At 45.7% G+C, this 21309-nt stretch carries 26 protein-coding genes and 1 pseudogene; all 27 read left to right on the plus strand.

What is annotated here, in order from left to right; genetic code table 11:
- The first annotated feature begins 69 nt into the window (after window positions 1-69).
- The 27 genes and pseudogenes from BI182_RS04525 (at window position 70) to BI182_RS04655 (ending at window position 21253) form a co-directional block, all read left to right on the plus strand.
- Window positions 70-294 carry a hypothetical protein gene (locus BI182_RS04525; RefSeq protein ID WP_148637187.1) on the plus strand — a complete coding sequence of 75 codons (225 nt, stop codon included), beginning with the start codon at window positions 70-72 and terminating at the stop codon, window positions 292-294.
- Entirely contained in the window at window positions 269-595 is a 327-nt protein-coding gene (locus tag BI182_RS04530; RefSeq protein ID WP_148637188.1) for an rRNA biogenesis protein rrp5, read from the plus strand. Before BI182_RS04525 ends, BI182_RS04530 begins: the two co-directional genes overlap by 26 nt.
- Window positions 595-1761: a DUF2800 domain-containing protein gene (locus tag BI182_RS04535; RefSeq protein WP_148637189.1), complete on the plus strand. Its 1167-nt coding sequence runs from the start codon at window positions 595-597 to the stop codon at window positions 1759-1761. The genes BI182_RS04530 and BI182_RS04535 overlap by 1 nt, the downstream gene beginning before the upstream one ends.
- Before the next feature lie 12 nt (window positions 1762-1773).
- The gene (locus BI182_RS04540) at window positions 1774-2343 is read left to right on the plus strand and encodes a DUF2815 family protein (RefSeq protein ID WP_338076047.1); all 570 of its coding nucleotides are present in this window, start codon (window positions 1774-1776) and stop codon (window positions 2341-2343) included.
- A 66-nt stretch (window positions 2344-2409) separates the two neighbouring features.
- Window positions 2410-2550 carry a hypothetical protein gene (locus BI182_RS04545; RefSeq protein WP_187389213.1) on the plus strand — a complete coding sequence of 47 codons (141 nt, stop codon included), beginning with the start codon at window positions 2410-2412 and terminating at the stop codon, window positions 2548-2550.
- Between the two features lie 72 nt (window positions 2551-2622).
- Complete coding sequence (locus BI182_RS04550; RefSeq protein WP_148637191.1) at window positions 2623-5532, plus strand: DNA polymerase; 2910 nt, start codon at window positions 2623-2625, stop codon at window positions 5530-5532.
- A 96-nt stretch (window positions 5533-5628) separates the two neighbouring features.
- Window positions 5629-6393 (plus strand): phage antirepressor KilAC domain-containing protein, encoded by a 765-nt coding sequence (locus tag BI182_RS04555; protein ID WP_148637192.1) that lies wholly within the window; start codon window positions 5629-5631, stop codon window positions 6391-6393.
- The gene (locus BI182_RS04560; RefSeq protein WP_148637193.1) at window positions 6386-6634 is read left to right on the plus strand and encodes a hypothetical protein; all 249 of its coding nucleotides are present in this window, start codon (window positions 6386-6388) and stop codon (window positions 6632-6634) included. Before BI182_RS04555 ends, BI182_RS04560 begins: the two co-directional genes overlap by 8 nt.
- Window positions 6621-7058, plus strand: a complete 438-nt coding sequence (locus tag BI182_RS04565; RefSeq protein WP_148637194.1) for a DUF7768 domain-containing protein — start codon at window positions 6621-6623, stop codon at window positions 7056-7058. The genes BI182_RS04560 and BI182_RS04565 overlap by 14 nt, the downstream gene beginning before the upstream one ends.
- On the plus strand, window positions 7051-9411 hold the full coding sequence (locus BI182_RS04570; protein ID WP_148637195.1) for a virulence-associated E family protein: 2361 nt from the start codon (window positions 7051-7053) through the stop codon (window positions 9409-9411). Before BI182_RS04565 ends, BI182_RS04570 begins: the two co-directional genes overlap by 8 nt.
- Window positions 9412-9580: 169 nt before the next feature.
- A complete protein-coding gene (locus BI182_RS04575; protein ID WP_148637196.1) occupies window positions 9581-9853 on the plus strand; it encodes a VRR-NUC domain-containing protein in 273 nt (90 codons plus the stop codon).
- A gap of 34 nt (window positions 9854-9887) precedes the next feature.
- Window positions 9888-11241, plus strand: a pseudogene (locus BI182_RS04580) (SNF2-related protein).
- Between the two features lie 45 nt (window positions 11242-11286).
- Window positions 11287-11553: a hypothetical protein gene (locus BI182_RS04585; RefSeq protein ID WP_148637197.1), complete on the plus strand. Its 267-nt coding sequence runs from the start codon at window positions 11287-11289 to the stop codon at window positions 11551-11553.
- A gap of 1 nt (window position 11554) precedes the next feature.
- On the plus strand, window positions 11555-11971 hold the full coding sequence (locus BI182_RS04590; protein ID WP_148637198.1) for a sigma-70 RNA polymerase sigma factor region 4 domain-containing protein: 417 nt from the start codon (window positions 11555-11557) through the stop codon (window positions 11969-11971).
- 118 nt (window positions 11972-12089) lie between these two features.
- Window positions 12090-12443 (plus strand): HNH endonuclease signature motif containing protein, encoded by a 354-nt coding sequence (locus tag BI182_RS04595; protein WP_148637199.1) that lies wholly within the window; start codon window positions 12090-12092, stop codon window positions 12441-12443.
- A gap of 107 nt (window positions 12444-12550) precedes the next feature.
- Window positions 12551-13093, plus strand: a complete 543-nt coding sequence (locus BI182_RS04600) for a P27 family phage terminase small subunit (RefSeq protein WP_148637200.1) — start codon at window positions 12551-12553, stop codon at window positions 13091-13093.
- Window positions 13094-13113: 20 nt separating this feature from the next.
- Window positions 13114-14352: a site-specific DNA-methyltransferase gene (locus BI182_RS04605; protein WP_148637201.1), complete on the plus strand. Its 1239-nt coding sequence runs from the start codon at window positions 13114-13116 to the stop codon at window positions 14350-14352.
- Between the two features lie 90 nt (window positions 14353-14442).
- The gene (locus BI182_RS04610; protein ID WP_148637202.1) at window positions 14443-14652 is read left to right on the plus strand and encodes a hypothetical protein; all 210 of its coding nucleotides are present in this window, start codon (window positions 14443-14445) and stop codon (window positions 14650-14652) included.
- Entirely contained in the window at window positions 14649-14891 is a 243-nt protein-coding gene (locus BI182_RS04615; RefSeq protein ID WP_148637203.1) for a DUF4314 domain-containing protein, read from the plus strand. The genes BI182_RS04610 and BI182_RS04615 overlap by 4 nt, the downstream gene beginning before the upstream one ends.
- On the plus strand, window positions 14888-15562 hold the full coding sequence (locus tag BI182_RS04620) for a virulence protein (RefSeq protein ID WP_148637204.1): 675 nt from the start codon (window positions 14888-14890) through the stop codon (window positions 15560-15562). The genes BI182_RS04615 and BI182_RS04620 overlap by 4 nt, the downstream gene beginning before the upstream one ends.
- A 97-nt stretch (window positions 15563-15659) precedes the next feature.
- Window positions 15660-16562 carry an amidoligase family protein gene (locus BI182_RS04625; RefSeq protein WP_476756508.1) on the plus strand — a complete coding sequence of 301 codons (903 nt, stop codon included), beginning with the start codon at window positions 15660-15662 and terminating at the stop codon, window positions 16560-16562.
- Window positions 16563-16593: 31 nt separating this feature from the next.
- The gene (locus tag BI182_RS04630; protein ID WP_148637205.1) at window positions 16594-17043 is read left to right on the plus strand and encodes a gamma-glutamylcyclotransferase family protein; all 450 of its coding nucleotides are present in this window, start codon (window positions 16594-16596) and stop codon (window positions 17041-17043) included.
- Window positions 17044-17143: 100 nt separating this feature from the next.
- On the plus strand, window positions 17144-18109 hold the full coding sequence (locus tag BI182_RS04635) for an N-acetylmuramoyl-L-alanine amidase (RefSeq protein ID WP_148637206.1): 966 nt from the start codon (window positions 17144-17146) through the stop codon (window positions 18107-18109).
- 35 nt (window positions 18110-18144) lie between these two features.
- Window positions 18145-19746, plus strand: coding sequence for a terminase large subunit (locus BI182_RS04640; RefSeq protein ID WP_286805848.1), 1602 nt, complete (start codon window positions 18145-18147; stop codon window positions 19744-19746).
- Between the two features lie 95 nt (window positions 19747-19841).
- On the plus strand, window positions 19842-20465 hold the full coding sequence (locus BI182_RS04645) for a DUF8426 domain-containing protein (RefSeq protein ID WP_148637207.1): 624 nt from the start codon (window positions 19842-19844) through the stop codon (window positions 20463-20465).
- 25 nt (window positions 20466-20490) lie between these two features.
- Window positions 20491-20865 (plus strand): hypothetical protein, encoded by a 375-nt coding sequence (locus BI182_RS04650; protein ID WP_148637208.1) that lies wholly within the window; start codon window positions 20491-20493, stop codon window positions 20863-20865.
- A 70-nt stretch (window positions 20866-20935) separates the two neighbouring features.
- Window positions 20936-21253 (plus strand): hypothetical protein, encoded by a 318-nt coding sequence (locus tag BI182_RS04655; RefSeq protein ID WP_148637209.1) that lies wholly within the window; start codon window positions 20936-20938, stop codon window positions 21251-21253.
- Window positions 21254-21309 lie beyond the last annotated feature (56 nt).

The raw sequence follows: 21309 nt of genomic DNA on the forward strand, positions 1-21309 counted from the left end.
TCGAATCCCCCCTGATTTTCGCATATGGACAGAGGAATGAAAACATTCCCGGAAAGGAGCGACTAAATTATGAGTCTGAAACACAAGGTGTCAATTAGTATTGCACAACCTGACGGTAGAACTTCTTCCGTTATTAAAAGTGGGTCAATGCAGGTTCGGAACAAATTGCTGAAACTTTTGTTTGGCGAAAAAGTAAATGTACTGGTACTCACTCCCGGAGATTCGGTTGAAACGGTGGAAATCCATCAGCTTGGAGGAGGTAAAGGCCATGAGTCGAACAAAACTACTGCTTGACGTCATTTCCGATGTACGATCCCTGGCTGACAGCCTGCAGGCGGTTGTTGATGCGATGCTGGAAAATGATCTAGTTGAAGTGGCAAGTCAAGCTGTTCCTGCGGAAGAACCGATCGTTGAGAATCTTGAAGAACCGGCAGAAATCAAACTGGAAGATGTGAGAGCTGTACTTGCTGATAAATCCCGCATGGGCCATACTGCGGCGGTAAGAGATCTACTGGCAAAGTACGGAGCATCCAAGCTGTCGGAGATCGACACGGAAAAATATCTGGCGCTGCTAAAAGATGCGGAGTTGCTGTAATGAAAAAGCAGAAAGCTATTAATGACAAAGGCACACAACCTGCTGAACAGAGTCATGCCTTATTATCAGCTTCATCAAGCCATCGCTGGATCCGATGCCCGCCATCGGCCAGACTCTGTGAAAACTTCGAAGATAAGGGCAGTGACTATGCAAAACAGGGAAGTGAAGCCCATAGCCTTTGCCAGTATAAACTGGAATCGATGCTTGGCATGAAAACAACGGATCCAACGGCAGAACTTTCTTTTTACGATGAGGAAATGGAAAACAGTGCCGAAAATTATGCCCTCTATGTAACAGAACAAGTGGCTAAAGCAAAAGAAATTTGCACCGATCCGGTGGTATTAATTGAACAGCGATTGGATTTTAGCAGGTGGGTAGAAGCTGGATTTGGAACTGGCGACTGTGTAATTATTGCTGATGTGGTTTTAACGGTATGTGATTTCAAGTTTGGGAAATATTCGCTAATCGGGGCGGAAGGAAATTCCCAAATGATGTGTTATGCCCTGGGAGGGCTGGAACTGTTTGATGGTATCTATGATATTGACACCATTAACATTACAATTTACCAGCCAAGACGGGAGAACATCAGTACCTATACGTTGTCGAAAGCCGAACTGCTGCAGTGGGCCGACGATGTTCTTGCTCCAGCCGCCCGACTTGCCTATGCAGGCGAAGGTGAATTTGAATCTGGAGAACACTGCTATTTCTGTAAGGCAAAAGCGACCTGCAGAAAACGTGCCGAATGCAACCTAGAGCTGGCCCTTTATGATTTTAAGAAGCCTGCCGTCCTGGAAGATGATGAAATTGAAGCGATTCTACTAAAAGTGGATGATCTGGTGTCCTGGGCATCGGACGTCAAGGCGTTTGCCCTACAAGCAGCGATTTCTGGTAAAGAATGGGCGGGATGGAAACTGGTCGAAGGCCGAGCCAACCGCAAGTATGTCGATGAAACGGCAGTTGCGGATGCTATTGTTGAAGCCGGATTTAATCCCTATGAACAGAAACTGCTGGGTATAACCGCAATGACATCGATACTTGGCAAGAAACAATTCGAAGAAGTCCTTGGTCAGCTCATCTGCCGACCCCAGGGCAAACCAACACTGGTGCCGGAAAGTGACAAGCGACCGGCAATGAATACAGCCAAAAATGATTTTATAGAAGAATAGGAGAAAAATATTATGTCAAATGTAAAAAATGCAAATCCCATGAAGGTAATTACCGGACCCGACACCCGCTGGAGTTATGTGAACGTCTGGGAGCCAAAGAGCATTAATGGTGGCACCCCGAAATACAGTGTCAGCCTCATCATTCCGATGTCAGACACAAAAACCGTGACAAAAATCAAAGCCGCAATTGAAGCAGCTTATAAGGAAGGCGAATCTAAACTAAAAGGTACAGGGAAAAGCGTTCCGGCATTATCGGTGTTAAAAAAACCATTGCGACTGGGTAATGAGGAACGACCCAATGATCCCGCCTATGAAAACTGCTATTTCCTCAATGCCAACAGTACCACTGCTCCCGGCATCGTCGATGCTGATCGCCAGGAAATCATCGACCGATCTGAAGTCTACAGCGGGGTTTATGGGCGGGCCAGTATTAGTTTCTATGCATTCAATACCAACGGAAATAAAGGCATTGCCTGCAACTTGAACAACCTGCAAAAGATTAAAGATGGAGAAAATCTTGGCGGAAAATCACGAGCTGAGGACGATTTCGCAACCGAAGACGATGATGACTTCCTGGCCTAAAACGGACAAATAATCAAAGTGATGGCAATTGGTCAACAAAGACAAATTTAGAAAGCAGGAAAAACAATGGTTAATCAGATTTTAACAGTTCTATTGGTGGGACTCGCCGTTATTTATATGAGCGGCAGTGCGTATATGTTTCTAACCTTCATTCGTGACGATATCCGTGCCGAACGAAAGAAGAAGAAAGATCAGCAGAACCTATAACAAAGAGCATCACCGGGCGGCAATGGGATTAATCCCAGCCGCCTTTGTTTATAAAAGGACGGAGATTTGGAAATGAAAAATTTATCAATTGATATTGAGTCGTTCTCTGATGTGGACTTGTCAAAAAGTGGTGTATACAAATATTCAGAGTCACCTAATTTTGACATTCTGCTTTTCGGATATGCGGTGGATGGCGGCGAGGTTCAGGTGGTTGATCTGGCCAATGGTGAAGAGATACCCCCAGAAGTGATTGCAGCACTGGTGGATGACACCGTGATCAAATGGGCCTTTAATAGTCAGTTTGAGCGTGTATGCTTGTCGGTGTGGCTGAGACGGAATTATCCCCAGGATTTTTGCAGTTACAGTATCGCATCTGATTCGGTTAGCGGTTATCTGGATCCGTCGGCATGGCGATGTACGATGATCTGGTCGGCCTATATGGGACTACCACTGTCACTGGAAGGGGTTGGTGCGGTGCTGGGCCTGGAAGATCAGAAGCTGAAGGAAGGAAAAGATCTGATCCGGTATTTCTGCATGCCGTGTAAAAGCACCCAAGCCAACGGTGGCCGTATCCGCAATATGCCGGAGCATGACATGGAAAAATGGGAACGCTTTAAAAGTTATAATCAGCGGGACGTTGAGGTTGAGATAGCTATCCAGAAAAAACTGGCTAAGACCACTGTGCCTGATTTTGTCTGGGATGAGTATCATCTTGATCAGGAGATTAATGACCGGGGTATCGCGCTGGATATGCCCTTTGTCAAACAGGCGATTTCCATTGATCAGATTTCACGAGAAAAGTTGATTACACAGATGCAGGCACTTACCAATCTGGATAACCCCAATTCAGTCCAGCAGATGAAAAATTGGCTGGCTGATAACGGTTTGGAAACCGATACACTTGGAAAAAAAGCTGTTGCTGAAATGTTAAAAACGGCTCCGGAACACCTGGCAGAAGTGCTTTCGCTGCGGCAGCAACTGGCTAAATCCTCGGTGAAAAAATATCAGGCCATGCAACATGCGGTTTGTGAGGATGGCCGGGTTCGAGGAACTTTTCAATTCTATGGAGCTAACCGTACTGGACGATGGGCGGGCCGCCTGATCCAGCTTCAGAATCTCCCCCAGAATCACATGCCTGATCTGGAACAGGCCAGAGCCCTGGTTCGAAGCGGAAATGAGGATGCGCTTTCAATGCTTTATAATTCAGTGCCGGAAGTACTATCAGAACTGATCCGGACTGCCTTTGTACCACGAGAAGGCATGAAGTTTATTGTTGCCGATTTTTCAGCGATTGAAGCAAGAGTTTTATCCTGGCTTGCAAGTGAAAGTTGGAGGATGGATGTTTTTGCTGATAACGGGGACATCTATTGTGCAACCGCGGGAAAAATGTTTCACTGCAATGTGGTCAAACATGGCGAAAATAGTGATCTCCGGCAGAAAGGTAAACAGGCCGAGTTAGCCTGTATAGCTAAAGGACAACTTGTCTTAACTGATCAAGGGTTGGTTCCAATTGAGCAAATAACCCTTTTCCATCAACTTTGGGATGGAAAAAACTGGGTGAGTCATGAAGGCATTGTTTTTAAAGGGGAAAGAGAGGTCATAACCTATGACGGTCTTACAGCAACCTCAGACCACCTCGTGTGGGTTGAGGGGCAATCGCAGCCGATACAATTTGGAATCGCCGCCGCCAGCGGCGCACATCTCATACAAACCGGATATGGTGGGACAGCAATTCGGTTGGGTGAAGATTATTTCATCCGAGAAAAGATGGAACAAAAAAATGAATCATTGTTATGTACTGACCCGGTGTACCGGTTGCGGAAGCATTCAGTGGCAACAGTATTCCAATTTAAAAAGCGGGAAATCAAAAGGATGTCAAAGTTGTTCTCAACCAAGGCAGATTCCGCTTTGGTTGGATCGAAGACTCGCGGCAGCAAAACAACGTTGCGAAAATCCCAACGATGCGGGTTATCACAATTATGGTGCAAGAGGAATAAAATTTGCTTTTGCAAGTGTTACCGAAGCCGGACTTTACTTAATAAACACGTTTGGCTTGCCACCAAAAGAGTTGGAAATCGATCGGATCAACAACGATCAGAATTATGCACCGGGCAATCTACGATTTGTGACACATTCAGAGAACAACCAAAACAAAAGGTGTACGGTGCTCAGCCATTTTTCTCAGGAATATTGGCCTTATGTAAGAAATGTGGTTGTTCGAAAATTATCGGTAGGATTAAGCAGGGACGAAATAATCCAGGATGCAGAAACAGCAGTATTCGAAAAAAGAAAAAATTGGAGATTAATCAGTGCAAGGCTCGACTTTATGACATACGAAATGCCGGACCACATCACCGTTTTACCGTATCGGGGAAACTCGTCCACAACTGTGGGTACGGCGGATCAGTCGGTGCTCTAAAGGCCATGGGAGCGTTGGAATCGGGGATGCAGGAAAATGAACTGAAGCCTCTGGTAGATGCCTGGCGTCAGGCAAACCCCAACATTGTTCATTTCTGGTGGGCGGTGGATCGTGCGGTTAAAGAGTGTGTCAAACAAAAGATTCCAACGGAAACCCACGGCATCTACTTTTCGTATCAAAGTGGTTTTTTATTTATCACCCTTCCTTCCGGCAGAAAACTGGCTTATGTAAAACCCCGGATTGGCGAGAATCGCTTTGGTGGGGAATCGGTGACCTATGAAGGGGTTGGTGGCACAAAGAAATGGGAGCGGATTGAGAGTTATGGGCCTAAGTTTGTCGAGAACATCGTTCAGGCAATCAGTCGGGATATTTTGGCTGAAGCAATGAAAAGACTCAGGTGTTGTTTGATTGTGGCCCATGTCCACGATGAAATAATAATTGAAGCGGATATGCGCATGTCTCTTTCAGCCATCTGTGAGCAAATGGCAAGAACACCGACCTGGGCTATAGGATTGTTGCTTCATGCCGAGGGTTATGAATGCAGTTTTTATAAAAAAGATTAATATTTCTTAATACTGGGGGTTCGATTGATGCGGATTCTTCGCTTATAGGCAGAGGTGATGATACCTCTGTCTATTTTATTTCAGGAGGTAATTCGGATGAGCGAATTAGTCAGAATCAGTTTTGACAGTGAGCGGCCCACTGTAAGCGGCCGGGATTTACATGAAACCCTGCAGGTGAAAACGCCCTACGATAAGTGGTTTCCAAGAATGTGTCATTATGGTTTTGTGGAAGGTTTAGACTTTTCGACATTTTTGTCGGAAAGTAATGGTGGAAGACCTGCAATTGAACACCAGCTGACGATGGATATGGCCAAAGAAATCTGCATGATTCAGCGTAGTGCAATAGGCAGAAAATGTCGCCAGTATTTTCTGGATCTGGAAAAAGCCTGGAATAGTCCGGAAGCGATTATGGCAAGAGCATTGCAGTTTGCCGATTCCCAGCTGGCTCTGATGCGATCTAAAAATACTGAGCTGGCAGATACCGTTGCCATCCAGAATCAGCAGATTGTCGAAATGAAGCCGAAAGTGAGCTACTACGATGTGGTGTTAAACTGCAAAGATCTTATCACAATATCAGTTATTGCCAAAGACTTTGGTAAGTCTGCCAGATGGATGAACCACTATCTTCACGACAAAAAAATTCAGTTTAAACAGGGAGATATCTGGCTGTTGTATCAGAAATATGCAGAAAAAGGCTACACCAGCACTAAAACTCACAATTACGCCGGTTCGGATGGGGAACAGCACATCAAACCCCACACGTATTGGACCCAAAAGGGACGTTTGTTCATTTATGATCTGTTAAAAGCAGACGGCATCATCCCGCTGATTGAACAGGAAATGGAGGAAGCTTATGTCTAGAAATTTGGAAAACGCAGATAAAAATGTAAACATCGCTGATTTTAGTGAACTGCTTGATTGGCTGTTACCGTTAAAGCTGACGCAATCGGCAGAGCTTGAAGCGACGATGGTCAGAGGCTTTGTCGATGAGAATGGCCAGCTGTGGCTTGAAACCGATGAGTTGGGCATTTTCTCAGTGGCGTTTTTGATGGCACTTGTGATGGCAGAAAATTCAGGAGGTGGTTGCAATGAGCATCAGTAAGAAAAACGGCGAGGGCTATTATGATCCAACTGCTTATGACGCATTAACCAGTGTCATGAAATCAGAGAAGGCTAAAAAGAAAGCCGACTATAAACCGTTGGTATATGTCTGTTCGCCGTACTCCGGCGATGTGGATCAGAATGTCAAGAACGCCCGACAATTTTGCCGCTTTGCCTTGGAGCGAAACTGCATTCCTCTGGCACCGCATCTGTTGTTTCCTCAGTTTATGGATGATGCCAATCCGGTTGAGAGGGAGATGGCGATGTTCATGAATTACGTGCTGCTGGGCAAGTGTGACGAACTATGGGTGTTTGGGAGTCAGGTCACAAAGGGGATGGAACTGGAGATTGCGGTAGCTACAAAACGAAACCAGAAAATCAGATGGTTCGGAAGAAAGGCGAAGGGGGGACAGCAGAATGCGTGAGTTGCCAATCGCATACGGCAACAGCTGCTATGCGAAGAAATGGTCAAATAAGAAAATAACCTTTGATGACTTATGCCAAAGACTGGAACACACAGTGCGTACCCCGGAGACGGTGGAAGAATACCCGAAACTCCCGAAGACTGAGCGGGATCGGACCAAGGATAAGGGCGGCTTTGTCGGTGGAAGCCTTAAAAACGGCAGCCGTAAACGGGATTCTGTAGTCTGTCGTTCGATGCTAACTCATGACGCCGACCATGCGGATAAAGACTTCATTGAGCGTTTTGAGATGCTATGCAAATATACCGCCTGTCTTTATACCACCCACGGGCATATCCCGGAAGCACCAAGAATCCGGATTATTATTCCCATGACCCGCGATGTAACGCCGGATGAATACACAGCCATTGCCAGATATTTTGCCGCAGAGTGGAACATGGATTGCTTTGACGAATGTTCCTATCGGCCCCATCAGCTGATGTATTGGCCCACCACCCCTTCAAATGGGGAGTATATTTTTAAACGTATCGACGGGGAGTGGCTTGATCCGGATAGTTTTCTCAGCGCCCATCCTAATTGGCGTGACTGCTCGCTACTGCCAACCTCTTCACGGGAAAGTCAGGCCTCCGATCACAAGAAGCTTCGCCAGCAGGATCCCCTTGAAAAAGCCGGTGTGGTCGGAGCCTTCTGCCGGGCTTATAGCATCCAGGAGGCGATTGAGACATTCCTTTCAGATGTCTATGAAGCCTCGGTGTTGCCGGGGCGGTACGATTATATTCCGGCTGATAGCAGCGCCGGGGTGGTGGTGTACGATGGCAAATTTGCTTATTCCCATCACAGCACCGATCCAGCTTGTGAAAAAGAATTAAATGCTTTTGACCTGGTGCGGGTTCATAAATTCTGTGATGTAGATGAAAAGAAGTCCTTCAGCCTAATGGCTGAGTTTGCAGTGAGCGATGACGCAGTGAAATCGGAACTTTCAAAAGCGCGAGAAGCGTTGCTGGAAGAAGATTTTGCCGACACGGATGACTGGACAACCAGACTAAAATATCAGCCCAAAAGCAGTGTGCTGGATAATAGCGTCTGGAATGAAGTGCTAATTCTCAATAATGACCCTGATTTTTCGAATTTTGCATTTAATGAAATGGCCAACCGGATCCAGATTACCGGAGCTGTTCCATGGGATCGACCAAGCGGCAATCCATTCTGGAGGGATGCAGACACAGCGCAGCTAAAAGCTTTAATCGATGTACGCTATGTTTCGTTTTCAAGTAGAAACCACGATGTCAGTTTTGTGAAGGTTGCCGATGACCGGCATTTTCACCCCATCCGTGACTACCTTGATAAACTCCCGGAATGGGATGGAACGAAACGATTGGAGAATCTGCTGATCCGATATTTTGATGCAGCAGACACCCCATATATCCGGGCAGTTACCCGCAAGACATTTGCAGGGGCGGTGGCGAGAATCTATAAACCCGGCACAAAATTTGACTGCATTCCTGTCCTCGACGGCGACCAGGGGATTGGCAAAAGTACCTTCTTTAAAGATCTGGCGGGCGAAGAATATTATTCGGATACGCTGTCACTCACCGATATGAATGATAAATCCGGCGCAGAAAAACTGCAGGGCTTCTGGATTGTCGAAATTGGCGAACTGGCCGGGATGAAAAAAGCAGACATTGAAAGAGTCAAAGCCTTCCTTTCGACAACCGATGACAAGTATCGGCCCAGCTATGGTAGAACCGTGGAGAGCCATCCAAGGCAGTGTATTATTATCGCATCCGTCAACCGAGAGCGTGGCTATCTGCGTGATATTACCGGCAATCGCCGTTTCTGGGTGGTGAAGTGCAACCGTAAAGAGCAGATCAAAACCTGGAATTTCTCAGAAGTCGAACGGGACCAGATCTGGTCTGAGGCAAAGCACTATTATCAAAGCGGCGAAAAACTGTTTCTTGAGGGCGAGATGCTTCGTGCTTCTGAAGAAGCCCAGCGTGATGCCATGGAAGTGGACGAGCGCCAGGGCATGGTGGAGGAATACCTCGACACGCTGCTGCCAGAAAGCTGGGAAAGCATGGATGCGTATGCCCGCAGAAATTATCTGGCCGAAACGAACGCACCAACAAGCCCGTTAGGAACGGTGGAACGAACGACTGTCAGCAATGCAGAAATTTGGTGCGAATGCTACGGGCGCAGTCTTTCCGATCTGAAACCGTCCGACTCTTATGCGATCGCGGCGTTGATGGCAAAGGTGGATGGCTGGGTAAAAACCGGAAAAGTCAGGAAGCGTCCCATCTACGGCAAGCAGCGCCTTTATGAAAGAAGTTGTTGTCAGTTGGAAAACGCTGATAAATAGAGAGTTTGACGGTGCTAAGCAACAACTGTAACAACTATATCCCTTATATTAGTTATCGGCTTTAAATAATAGGGAATAGGTTTGTTGTGCCCGTATACGCCCGCGTAGTAATTATAGGAAATGGTGTTGCTAGTTGTTGCTTGTTGCTGAAAAAAGAAGGATGGAATGTATGAGAGAAAAAACAATCGAACGAAAACTGTCAGTAGCTGTAAAAAAGATGGGCGGTATCTGCCCGAAGTTTGTCTCTCCGGGTTTAGATGGAATGCCTGACAGATTGGTGCTTTTACCGGGTGGAAGACTGGCCTTTGTCGAAGTGAAGGCTCCTGGTAAAAAACCACGGCCATTGCAAATGGTGAGGCATGAGATGTTAAAGCGTCTGGGCTTCGCAGTTTATGTTCTGGATGATGATGGGAAAATTGGAGAGATGCTTGATGTCATCTGAAAATGGAACAAAAAAAGATTGGAGGTGATGCCACATGAAGTTCATTCCACATGATTACCAGAAATATGCGATTGAGTATGTTGAAAACCATGAAATTACAGCCCTGCTGTTGGATATGGGCTTGGGTTGACAAAACCGTTATCACACTGACAGCCGTTAATAATCTTTTATTTGATAGCTTTGACGTTCATAAAATTCTGGTAATTGCCCCGTTGCGGGTAGCCAGAAATACATGGTCATCAGAAATCGAAAAATGGGAACATCTCAATCACTTGAAATATTCGGTGACAGTTGGCACGGAATCGGAAAGACTGACGGCCCTGAAAAAGCAGGCGGATATTTATATCATCAACCGGGAGAATGTACAGTGGTTAATTGAAAAGAGTGGTGTCTACTTTGATTTTGATATGGTGGTCATCGATGAGTTATCCTCTTTCAAGAATCACCAGTCAAAACGATTCCGGGCACTTTTAAAAGTCAGGTCCAAGGTCAAACGCATCGTTGGCTTAACTGGTACCCCAAGTTCAAACGGTTTGATGGATTTATTCGCCGAATTTAGAATACTTGATCAAGGTGTGCGTTTAGGCCGTTTCATTGGCCAGTACCGCACCACTTATTTTAAACCAGACAAGCGTAACGGACAGGTCGTTTTTTCCTATAAACCGTTACCGGGTGCCGAAGAAGCGATCTATTCCAGAATCGCCGATATTACTATCTCAATGAAATCGACGGATCACTTGCAAATGCCAGAACTGGTTTTATCCCAACATGAAGTACAGCTCTCTGATTCTGAAAAAGAACGCTACGAGGAATTAAAGCGTGATCTGGTTCTTCAAACAACCGATGGTGATATTACCGCAGCCAATGCTGCGGCCCTTTCCGGCAAGCTCTGCCAGTTGGCCAACGGAGCCATTTATTCTGATGATGGTGATACCATTGAAGTCCATGACAGGAAATTGGACGCTTTAGAGGATTTAATTGAAGCCGCCAATGAAAAGCCGATTCTCGTCGCATATTGGTTTAAGCATGACCTCCAGCGCATCAAGAAGAGTTTCACTGTTAGGGAGATCAAATCCAGCCAGGACATCGCTGATTGGAACGCCAGAAAAATTCAGGTAGCAGTGATTCACCCGGCTTCAGTTGGGCATGGCCTGAATCTGCAATCTGGTGGATCAACCCTCATCTGGTTCGGGCTGACCTGGTCGCTTGAACTGTATCAGCAAACCAACGCCCGCCTATGGCGTCAGGGTCAAAGCAGCAAAACCGTGATCATCATGCACCTAATCACAAAAGGCACCATTGACGAGCAGATCTTAAAAGCCCTATATGAAAAGAACCTGACACAGCAATCACTGATTGATGCAGTGAAAGCTGATCTGAAAATATGAGACAATCAATGACAATCTGAGGAAAACTATTTCGGAGGTACGACTATGGAATCCTATGAAAGATTAGCCAGTGCGATTATTATAGAGGCAGTTAAAGACTACCGAAAAGCAATTCGATTTTTGAAGCATCACCCCCACACGCCAGAGCTTGATAACGATTCTCAACAAAATGCGCTGCGAGATAAAGTTATCAAAAATGAGAATGAACGGGATGCGGCTGAGCGCTTCTTCCGGTCTGGATGGTTTGAAATGCTCTCCTCCCTGGATGGTGAGGTCCTGTTAAAAAAGGTTTGTGAAATGGAGGTGGGCTAAAATGACTGCTTTGGATTTTTTAAGTCAAGCTTACCGGTTGGACCTTCGCATCGACAGTAAACTAGAACAGATTAATTCGTTAAATGAACTGGCGACAAAATGCACCGCAACCATCAGCGGTATGCCCCGCAGCCCCAACCAGAGCATTTCTTCGATGGCGGATATGGTTGCAAAGATTGTTGACCTTCAAATAGAAATTGACCGGGACATCCATCAGTTGATCGACATTAAGCGGCGGATTGTTGCCAGCATTAAAGCTGTGGATAATAAGGAATTTCAGACTTTGCTTGAGCTTCGATTCCTTTGCGGTTGTACCTGGGAGGAAATTGCCATCAAGATGGGCTTTAGTATCCAGCACACCTATCGAATGCGTGATCGGGCTTTAAAGAAAATTGTGGTCAACGAAAGTGGAGAGTAAATGAGAGTTGATGTTAATACCCAATGTGGTATAATGGTATTGTGAAAAAAGTAGGCGCAGGCCACCACGGGAGAAATCTCATGGTGGCTTTTCTTATGCCCAAAACGAGGTGAATACTATGCCGAGAAAACCTAAGCGACCCTGCAGCTACCCCGGATGTAAAGAATTAACCGCTGACCGGTTCTGCGAGGAGCACCAGAAATTATCGGAGCAACACTACAATAAGTATCAGCGTGACCCTGAGACCCGGAAACGTTACGGTTGGTCATGGAAGCGCATTCGAGATCGTTACATTAGAAACAATTCCCTTTGTGAGATGTGTTTAAAAAAAGGAAAGCTGACCCCGGCTCAGGAAGTTCATCATATCAAACCGTTGTCAAAGGGTGGTACTCACGATGAAAAGAACCTGATGGCTTTGTGCAGCAGCTGTCACTCTACCATCACCGCTCGAGAAGGTGGCCGGTGGGGGTAGTCAAATCGCTAAAACGTGTTGCAAATGCAACGGGTAGGGGGGCACGTGCGAAAAGCCGCGATTTCAAGAGGTGGTATAGGAAAAATCAGGAAAGGACGGTGTGTTAGATGGCCAACGGTCACGGTGGTTCCAGAGTCGGAGCCGGAAAAAAGAAAAAAGCATTAGTGGATAAGCTGATGGACGGTAACCCTGGTAAACGAAAGTTGACAGTGCTGGAATTTTCCGACACTGCCAAGCTGGAAGGCCAAGACATGCCACCGCCCAAAGACTATCTCAGTGCCATCCAGAAAAGTGGCAAAACGCTGATGGCGGCTGAAGTTTATGAAATTACCTGGCAATGGCTGGCTGAACGGGGATGCGCCCAGCATGTGACGACGCAACTCATTGAGCAGTACGCCATGGCGGTATCCCGCTGGATCCAGTGTGAAGAATCGATTACCGAGTTTGGTTTTTTAGCCAAACATCCCACCACTGGCAATGCGATCCCGTCGCCCTTTGTTTCGATGTCTCAAAGCTTTATGAAATTGTCAAATAACCTCTGGTATCAAATCTATCAGGTGGTTAAAGAAAACTGCGCTCAGGAATTTAAAGGCAGCAATCCCCATGATGATGTGATGGAGCGGTTGTTGACGGCCCGACGTGGCGAATAAAAAATATAGGAGGGAACAGATTGGAAATTCAAAAAATACCTGTGAAGAAAATAAAACATGCCAAATACAATCCCCGAAAAAATCTCAAACCCGGCGATGCCGAGTATGAGAAGCTCAAGCGGTCTATTACAGAGTTTGGATATGTAGAGCCGGTCATCTGGAACCAGCGGACTGGCAATATTGTCGGCGGCCACCAGCGGTTTAAGGTGTTAACCCAGTTGGGCGAAAAAGAAGTGGATTGTGTGGTTGTCGATATGGATGATGAAAAAGAAAAAGCTTTAAATGTTGCCCTTAACAAGGTTTCCGGTGATTGGGATATGCCGCTGTTAACTGATCTGCTTAAAGATCTTGATGACAGCGGTTTTGATTTATCACTGACCGGTTTTGATATGACTGAAATCAATGAACTATTTGGCGAACAGGATGCTAAGGAGGATGACTTTGATCCGGACCAGGCTTTGGAAGAGATCACAAATCCGATGACCCAACTCGGCGATGTTTGGTTGCTAGGAAAACATCGACTCATCTGTGGAGACTCCACCCTGAAAGACGATATTGATACCCTGATGGGAGGCCAGATGGCGGACCTCGTTCTGACCGACCCACCTTATAATGTTGACTACCATGGTGGCACTAAGGAAAAACTCAAGATTCAAAATGACAAGCTTGGAGACGTAGCCTTCCTGGAGTTTTTGACCGCGGCCTTTGAGCGGATGTTTGAACAGTCAAAAAAGGGTGCACCCATCTATGTTTTCCACGCTGACAGCGAAGGGTACAATTTTCGTACGGCTTTTCGAGCAGCCGGGTACGTCCTAAGGCAATGCCTGGTTTGGGTCAAGAACTCTCTGGTTATGGGCCGACAGGACTACCAGTGGCAGCATGAACCGGTCCTTTATGGCTGGAAAGAAGGCGCTGGCCATGCCTGGTATAACGATCGGAAACAGACAACTCTAATCCGGTTTGATAAACCACTGCGAAACGGCGAACACCCGACCATGAAGCCGGTTGGTCTATGTGGTTATTTCATCGGCAACTCAAGTAAAGAAGGCGACATCGTGTTGGATTCCTTTGGTGGCAGCGGCAGCACCCTGATTGCCTGTGAACAGATGGGGCGTGTCTGTTACACCTCAGAATTGGATCCCAAATACTGCGACGTGATTGTCAAACGCTACATCGAAACCACTGGGTCCGACGATGGGATTTCTGTTATTCGAAATGGTGCTACGATTCCTTATTCCGACCTTTTAAAAGACGAATAACCAACCAACGATGTCAAATACTACTTGCTAATTACTACCTTTTGAGTGATATATGGACACAACAAAACTACATTTAAAGGAGATAAGATCATGAACAAAGGTACATTACTCATAACCGGAAACAAAAAGAAAGTCTACCAGGTTGTTGGCCGCTACGGTAAAGACATCGTCCTTGCGGACACCAGCGAAAATGGCGACGAAGTGCTCATCTACGGACCCACAGAATTACAAGGTCTGATTTATGAAAAGCGCTTTGAGCTGGTTCTCGACAGTAAAAAGAAAAATGGTGGCAAAAAATGAAACCTCAAAGCTTAACACATGTCAAAAAAGGCGACCGGGTTCGGCTGATTTATATGTATGATCCCTACTCAACACTTCCTAAAGGGGCAACCGGTACAGTGGACTGTATTGATGCCATTGGTACCATTCACGTTCGCTGGGACTGTGGCAGTCGCCTTGGGTTAATCGCTGGAGTTGACTCCTGGCTGGTGATTGATAGAAACGGTGAAGACGAAAGGGCAAATGGTGAACGACCATGACAATGAAATACCAGTTTACAGACTGTGATCGAAAGACTCTGGTGGCAACTATTGGTGAAATACTGCAATTTCAACCCATCTACCAAGGGGTACCATCCTTTGCCTACACCATTGGTAGCTTTGAGGTGGATAAGCAAGGAACCCTGGTTGTTGCTGAAACGACTCTCGAAACGGTAGTCGATAGCCTATTGGAAAACCTCCGGGAAAAAGGATTCACGTTTGAAAAAGCAGAAAACCCAACCGAAAACGAAAGTGATGACATTCTCGTTATTGAAATACCCAAGGAAGGCTTCACCGATGAAGCCATGACAAACCTTGAAAATCTAATTACAGGAAAAGGTGAGCTGATTAAAAAAGCCCTTGGCATTGAAGCACTATCGGTTGAACAGTCTCAGGATACCATTTCCTTCCCTTGGTTTAAAGCTGATTCGGAGCCCGAAGCCATCCTAGCATACACCCAGTTTATTGCCGCCATTTGTGAGATGGCCAAAACGCAAAAGCGTATATCGTCGATCGCAAAGACCATGATCAATGAAAAATACGCTTTTCGTTGCTTCTTACTACGATTGGGTTTTATCGGAGACGAATATAAAACCACTCGAAAAATTCTTTTGTCGAAGTTGTCAGGTAGTGCGGCTTTTAAAAGCAGAAAAAAATCAGACACAGAGTAATTCTTTTGTATTTCTAAAGAATTGACTTGCTATTAATGTCGTTTAGAGTGATATATGTACATGCAAAAGGAACAAATACACTTTAAAGGAGTACGAAATGATGTTAACAGCAAAATTTGGGATTGAAATTGAGTTCACCGGGATTACCAGAGAAAAGGCTGCTAAAGTTGCTGCCAGCTTCCTAAACGGCACCTACGAAGAAGGCGGGTCCTACTATGACACCAAAAAGGTCACCGCCCCGGATGGCCGGGTCTGGAAGTTTATGAGCGACGGCAGCATCAACTGCCAGAAAAAATCGCAGGGACGAAGGGTAGCAGCTACCAGAGACTACAGCGTCGAGCTGGTCAGCCCGATTCTTTCCTACCGGGAAGACATGAACACCCTGCAAGAGTTGGTACGGTTGCTTAGACGAGCCGGAGCATTTACCAACAGCTCCTGCGGCATCCACATCCATCTGGATGGAAAAGACCACTCACCCCGCAGCATTAAAAACTTCATTAACATCATCGCTAGCAAGAACGACCTTTTCTACAAAGCTTTGGAGATTGCTCCTCAGCGAATGGTCTACTGTAAAAAGATGGATGGTATTCTGATCGAAAAACTGAAAAATAAGAAGCCCACCACCATGGCCGAACTTGAAGATATTTGGTATGACGGCTACAACGACAGCCGCAGCACTCACTACCACAACAGCCGCTACCATTTCCTGAACCTGCACAGCTTTTTTACCGGCCACCATACGGTCGAGTTGCGGGGCTTCAACAGCACCCTCCACGCCGGAAAAATCAGAAGCTACATTGTTTTGGCTCTAGCTATCAACAATCAGGCATTAACCCAAAAGTGTGCTTCTGCCAAGAAGCCCCAAGTGGAAAATGAAAAGTTTGCCATGCGCACCTACTTAAACCGTATCGGCTTTATTGGTAGCGAGTTTGCCAACTGTCGCGAACATTTAACGGCAGCCCTGACCGGCTCGGCAGCATGGCGGTACGGGGTGGCATGAGCTGCCCCCGGTTCAAAAGGAGGAAAAAGACATGAAGACTAAACTCTATCTGGCCTATGGCTCAAACTTAAATCTGGCCCAAATGGCCAAACGCTGCCCCACCGCTCGGGTGGTTGAGTCCATCATCCTTGATGGCTACCAACTGTTCTTTAAAGGCCCCCACGATGGCGCGGTAGCCACCATTAAACCCCAACAGGGTAGTCAGGTGCCGGTGCTGGTCTGGGAAATCACCCCGGAAGACGAAGCGGCTCTGGACCACTATGAGGGCTGGCCGATTCTTTATCGAAAAGAAACCATCACCGTCCGCTTGGGTAAACGGCTGACCAATGCCATGGTCTACCTCATGAATGAGAACCGCCCCTTGGGGCTGCCAAGCTGTTACTACTACAGCATCATTTTGGAAGGCTACAAAACCGCCGGGTTTGATATAGGCATTTTGCGGCAGGCAGTCAGTAATTCAGCCGAGGCAGCAATCAGTTAAACAGAAAATAGTATTTTAAAGCATCTCTTTTGGGGGTGCTTTTTTGTTGGTCATTATTACAACTACACCCGCCTAATGGCCAGCAAGGAAAGGAAAAAATATGTATCTTGAAAGTGGAACGATGGGTACCGATGTGGCCCAATTGCAAAGGGATTTAAACTTCTGCGCCTATGATGCCGGAACGGTTGACGGCGTATTCGGAAGTAGAACCCAAAAGTCGGTTTTGGCCTTGCAAGCCTACCACGGACTGGACCAGGATGGTATTTATGGCGATAAGTCCGACGTCGTCCTGATGGGCGAAATCAGATTGATTCAGGAAGCGCTCACAAAAAATGGCTACTGTATTACGGCGGACGGCGCTGTTGGTCCGGAAACCCAGGCGGCTATCACTGATTTTCAAAGAAGGAATGGGCTGGCTGTTGATGGGATTGTTGGCACTGAAACCTTGAAATCACTGGGGATAGAAATACCACAAGCAGTTAATCAAACTGAAACGACCAGTCCGACACCAAACGTTAAACCGCTGACAGCTGGAAACGGTCAGCTGGTCTGCATCAACCCCGGCCATGGCGGATCAGATCCGGGAGCCTGCGGCAACCTCCAGGAAAAGGATATGAACCTGTTGGTGAGCCTGCGGCTGGGTCAATTACTAGAAGAACGGGGATTCAGAGTTGTTTATACCCGAACCGATGATCACTGGATGGCCCTAAGTGATCGTCCGTTTATCGCTAATGAGAACAATGCCGATATTTTTGTCAGCATCCATCACAACGGATCAGCCAGTCCGGAATCCAGCGGTACCCTGGTCATTTGTTATCCGGGCAGTGCCAATGGCTTAAGACTGGCCCAGTTGGTACTTAATGGGCTGTGCAATCGCATGGGTTTAGCCAACCGGGGCATTATCCAGCGAGATGATTCTGACGTTACCTACTCCAACATGCCTGCGATTATTACCGAAGGTCTGTTTGCCACATCGCCCAGTGACTGTCATTTCTTTAGTAATGGCGGCGCTGAGCTGGAAGCGCAAGGCATTCTGGAAGGAATCCTGACCTATTTTAACAGTTAAAAACAGCATTATCTCAAAGAAAGGAGCAGGCGGCCATGCGTTATCTGGAAAATTATCAACCAACCCCATTCATACAAAAGACATCCATCTTTGATCAGAACCGAGCCGATCTAGCCGTTTCGTTTATCAATTGTCTCAAGCACACCAAAGGCCAATGGCATGGCCAGCCCTTTGAGCTGATTGATTGGCAGGAGCAGATAATAAGAGATGTTTTTGGGATTATGAAACCCAATCAGGCCCGGCAGTTTAACACGGCCTACATTGAGATAGCCAAAAAACAAGGCAAGAGTGAGCTGGCTGCTGCAGTGGCCTTGCTTCTAACCTGTGGCGATTATGAACATGGTGGTGAAATCTACGGCTGTGCCTCCGATCGCCAACAAGCTTCAATTGTTTTTGATGTGGCCGTGGATATGGTTGATCAGTGTCTAGCTTTAAAATCCCGAATCAAACCGATCCTATCCCAGAAGCGGCTGGTCTACAAGCCACTGGGTAGCTTCTACCAGGTTTTATCGGCAGAAGCATATACGAAACATGGTCTTAACGTTCATGGGGTTGTCTTTGATGAATTACATGCCCAACCCAATCGAAACCTCTATGATGTCATGCTCCACGGCTCCGGCGATGCCAGAAAACAACCACTGTATTTTTTAATCACCACCGCCGGAACTGACCGCCATTCCATTTGCTGGGAGGTTCATCAGAAGGCTGAGGATATTTTGGCTGGAAGGAAGATTGATCCAACCTTTTATCCGGTCATCTATGGTGCCGGAGAAAACGAGGACTGGACCGATCCCAAGGTATGGCAAAAAGCCAATCCATCCATGGGCATCACCGTTGACATTGAAAAGATTCAGGTTGCCTGCGAAAATGCCAAGGAAAACCCCGCTGAAGAGAATCTCTTTCGACAGCTGAGGCTCAATCAATGGGTGAAGCAGTCGGTTCGGTGGATGCCGATGGAAAAGTGGGATCAGTGTAGTCAGATGATTGACCCGGACGAGCTGCTCGGCCGAGAGTGTTATGGCGGCCTGGATCTTTCAAGTTCGATTGATATTACTGCCTTTGTGTTGGTCTTTCCTCCGAAATATGATGATGAAAAGTATGTCATCATGCCTTTTTTCTGGATCCCAGAGGAAAATATCGAACAGCGGGTGAGGCGTGATCACGTCCCCTATGACGTTTGGGAAAAGCAGGGACAGATGCAAACAACCGAAGGAAATGTGGTCCATTACGGTTTTATCGAAAACTTCATCGATGAACTGGGCACCAAGTATAACATCCGAGAAATCGCTTTTGACCGCTGGGGAGCTGTTCAAATGGTACAGAACCTCGAAGGATTAGGTTTTACCGTCGTACCCTTTGGTCAAGGTTTTAAGGATATGTCACCCCCAACCAAGGAGCTGATGAAGCTGACCTTGGAGGAGAAGATCGCCCATGGTGGCCATCCGGTGCTGAGGTGGATGATGGATAACATCTTTGTACGGACTGATCCGGCTGGAAACATCAAACCGGATAAAGAGAAATCCACCGAGCGGATTGATGGGGCCGTGGCTTCGATTATGGCACTGGATCGGGCGATTCGTTGTGGTGGGAATATTGGTGGGAGTGTTTATGATGAACGTGGGATTTTAATTTTATAAAAAAACATTGACAAAAATAATTAGAAGGTGTATCTTAAACGTAAGAAACGTCACGCTTCGTGACGCATAAATACGAAAAGGGGATGAATCTAGTTATGGAAGTTTTTCAATTAAAAACAAAACCGCATAATAAAACTAAAGATCGTGTAAATGAATTTATTCAAGATGGTTTCGTCTGCATTGGGTGGCCAGGAATCGATAATTTACAGAACGTTGGAAAGGATGAGATTCGGACCAGACTTCAACAAAAATATCCCAATCTGACTGGACACAAATTAGGAAATGCCCTTGGACAGGTTAATACATTCGTAAATACTATTCAAAAGGGTGATATCGTATTAATTAGTGAGAAAGAATACGCACACGTTGGTATTGCGGATGACTATTATTATGAATCAGCCTTTGACAATGATGATGACGGGATGTGTCACAGAAGAAAAATACAGTGGGTGAATAAAATAAAATTATCAGACTTACCAGCTGATATCCAAAAATTAATGGCAAACCGTAATACGATTTGCAAATATCCCAAATCGTTAGAAACAGCAGAATTGGACTTGCTGACAAACAATACCACTGCAATTGTAGATGAAAATTCTCAAAAATTTGAAGAATTATTCAAAGAAGCATTAATCGTATTGGAACAAGAGTTAAAATCGGAAGATCCGGATAGAAGGCTAAAAGCTGCGGGAGAATTAATCAAACTGAAAAAGAGTTAATACAAAAATTTAAGGGGGATTTCCAATGTTATATTCTATTGAAGCAGGAAAATACATAAAGAGCGTACCTCATGAGAAAGAATATCAAAAATGGCGAAAAAAACTATCCGATGATGATTACCAAAAGGTTATTAACGAATTAAATAACAGAATTGATGGGAGTGACATAAACACTTCAAGCTGGATACCGGGGAGTCATTGGGAAGGTACGGTTTATGAACCGCTATTTAAGGCTTGCAACTGTAATGTGACGCAGTCTGGATTGTTTTTTGGATTAATACTCTTCGAGCTAATGATTGAAAGAAAAGACGTTTGGGGCTTTGGTAGGTATGAAAAAGGTGGTATTCCGATAAAAGGAATCACTTACTTCTTATTAAATAACCCACCTGCACATCCTTAAACTAAAGCGTAGCCAATCAAATAAAAAGTGTTGAGAAAAAATTAGAAATTAAAAAACAGGAGGATTTTAAATGAACCCAGAGATGCATATTTTAAATAATCAAGGTTGCCTTATTCCAGTATGGAATGAGATTAATGATATTTTGTCTTCAAACATCGGTACAAAATTTTCTTCATATGAACTGTTTGCAAAATTTTCTGATGTTCTTAAAAACCAATTAGAGACAATTGCAGCAACATATGAAAAAGGACCGTGTTCATCGCCACCTGCATACGTTGGGAGTGTTGCTTCCTCAATGTCAAATACTGAAGCAAATATTGTTCATGATTACAACTATTTTTGTCCAATCTTAAATCGAATTGAAGATGGATTCGTAAAAACAAAATAGCTCAAATCTATATGGCCAAGCACCTTTCAGAAATGAACGGTGCTTTTTTTACACCC

This window comes from Acetobacterium sp. MES1 (assembly GCF_002237635.1).
Lineage (GTDB): Bacteria > Bacillota > Clostridia > Eubacteriales > Eubacteriaceae > Acetobacterium > Acetobacterium wieringae.